Source organism: Aquiflexum sp. (assembly GCF_977115555.1).
The window spans coordinates 1-2,188 of the sequence record NZ_CDSBKL010000550.1; the positions used below are offsets into that span (position 1 = coordinate 1).

General features: G+C 41.2%; 3 protein-coding genes. 2 read left to right on the top strand and 1 reads right to left on the bottom strand.

The genetic code is table 11. The features are described from left to right. Together ACZFYI_RS19425 and ACZFYI_RS19430 are read left to right on the top strand one after the other, a co-directional pair. A partial coding sequence (locus ACZFYI_RS19425; RefSeq protein ID WP_462525776.1) for a DUF1295 domain-containing protein occupies positions 1-1,045 on the top strand: 1,045 nt, incomplete at its 5' end. Positions 1,046-1,226: 181 nt separating this feature from the next. Next, positions 1,227-1,772, top strand: a complete 546-nt coding sequence (locus tag ACZFYI_RS19430; protein WP_462525777.1) for a DsrE family protein — start codon at positions 1,227-1,229, stop codon at positions 1,770-1,772. Here the strand turns inward: ACZFYI_RS19430 and ACZFYI_RS19435 are convergent. Further along, positions 1,769-2,188, bottom strand: a 420-nt coding sequence (locus tag ACZFYI_RS19435; protein ID WP_462525778.1) for a ribonuclease HII, incomplete at its 5' end; no start/stop codon positions are given. The genes ACZFYI_RS19430 and ACZFYI_RS19435 overlap by 4 nt on opposite strands.

Consider the following 2,188-nt stretch of genomic DNA (forward strand, 5'->3'; position numbering starts at 1 on the left):
GTATCTATTGTTCCAATTTGATTTGGCCGCAGAACTCCGTTTTTTATTTTTTGAATTATTCCCTATTTTGAAAAGAAAATCCTTTTCTATGAAAATTCTCCAAACGGCGATTCTTCTGATTTTCACCCTACTTGTTGTACCTGTTTTCACTTATTTGTTCGGAATTCCTTTGGGAGATCGTGAGTGGGAGGCACTTTGGGTCTTGATTAAAATTTGTGGAGCTTCTGTTGCCTATTGTTTTTTGGTAGGTGAACTTACCAACAACAACAGTCAGGTGGATAAGTATTGGAGTATTTTGCCGATTATCTATGCTTGGGTAATGGCCTATTTCGGTGATTTTTCACCGAGGATGGTTTTACTTGCGGTACTTGTGAGTGCCTGGGGAGCAAGATTGACTTATAATTTTGCCAGAAAAGGCGCTTACCGATGGAAGTTTTGGGAAGGGGAAGAGGACTACCGTTGGGAGATATTGCGAAAAAAGCCTGAATTCCAGCCCAAATGGAAATGGACTTTATTCAATCTCTTTTTCATTTCTGGCTACCAAAATGTTTTGATCTTGTTGTTTACACTACCCATGCTCGTAGTGATGCAGTTTGATGATGGCGCTATCGGTATATGGGATATGCTTGTAGCAGGTGTAGCCCTGTTTTTCTTGGGCCTAGAAACTGCCGCAGATGAGCAACAATGGAAGTATCAAACAGAAAAGTGGAAGCTAATAAGGGAAGGAAAGTTGTTGAGGGGTGATTTTGCAAAGGGTTTTTTGGACAAAGGGCTTTGGGCTATTTCGAGGCATCCCAATTACCTCGGGGAACAGGGATTTTGGGTTTCTTTTTACTTATTCCCTGTAGCTGCATCTGGGCAATGGCTCAATTGGTCAGTGGTGGGTTGTCTTTTGCTGTTGATTTTGTTTCAGGGAAGCTCGAATTTCAGCGAAGAAATCAGCGCTTCTAAATATTCCGCTTATAAATTCTATCAGTCACGTGTCCCTCGTTTTGTACCTAGGCCCCAAGGAAAAACTGAAGAAAGTCCGGCGCCAAGTTCTTAAATGGCATGGGGAGAATTTTATGATGGGGTGAGATCAATTTTTTCCCGCTTAGAAAGATTATAGAAATATCATTTTGGGTATTGAAACGATCAATGGTAAAAAGAAGCACGTGATCCGAAAAATAGAAGTTTGAGGGGGATGGTTTTTTGTGTATTTTTTCAAAATTAACCATTTCAAAATTATGTTCAGAGCTACAAAAACGTTCCTAGCCACATTTTCCCTGGTTGCATTGTCAATTTCCGCATATTGCCAAACACCACAATTTCCAATTGTAAAAGGTTTTGGTGGAATATATGAAATCCCCGAAGCGACAGAAAGGCCTGATCCTAAGGCGGAATATAAAATCATTATCGACCTTGTTTCAGCTGCTGATGATCCAAAGCAAATAAACCGGATGGTGGACAATATCGCCCGCATGATAAACCTTCACGGTATTGCGGGAGTGCCAAAGGAAAATATCAAAGTAAAGGTTGCAGTCCATGGAGGAGCGATTTTCAGCATCCTGAACGACGAGGAATATCAAAAAAGAAATGGGGTTAATAATCCAAATTTGCCTGTTTTTCAGGCGTTAAAAGATGCAGGAGTAGAATTTTATGTCTGTGGGCAATCGCTGATTGCAAGGAACATGGAGACAACAGATGTGTGGGAAGGTACAGAAATTGCCTTGTCGATGCTGACAACCCTCACAACGTATGTACCGCAGGGTTATATGTTGATGCGTTTTTAAAAGTCAAAATCCAACTGATCGGGTAAATGCTTGAAGGACTTCCTGTGGAGAGGAGTCAATCCTAATTTCATGATTCCCTCCCGATGTAACCTTGTAGGGTAACCTACATTTTTTTCCCAGCCATATCCGGGATATTCTTCAGCATAGCGTTCCATCATTTCATCTCTGTATACTTTTGCCAAAATGGAAGAAGCAGCAATACTCGCGTATTTGCCATCACCTTGTATGACGCAGGTGAAAGGTATATCAAGATGGGATTTAAATCTGTTGCCATCAATCAGTAAATGTTGGGGTTGAATTTTCAACTGCTCTACTGCCCGGCTCATCGCCAAAAAAGAAGCATGAAGGATATTGATTCGATCTATTTCTTCCACACTTGCCTCGGCAATTGCCCATGCCAATGCGGAGGATTTTAT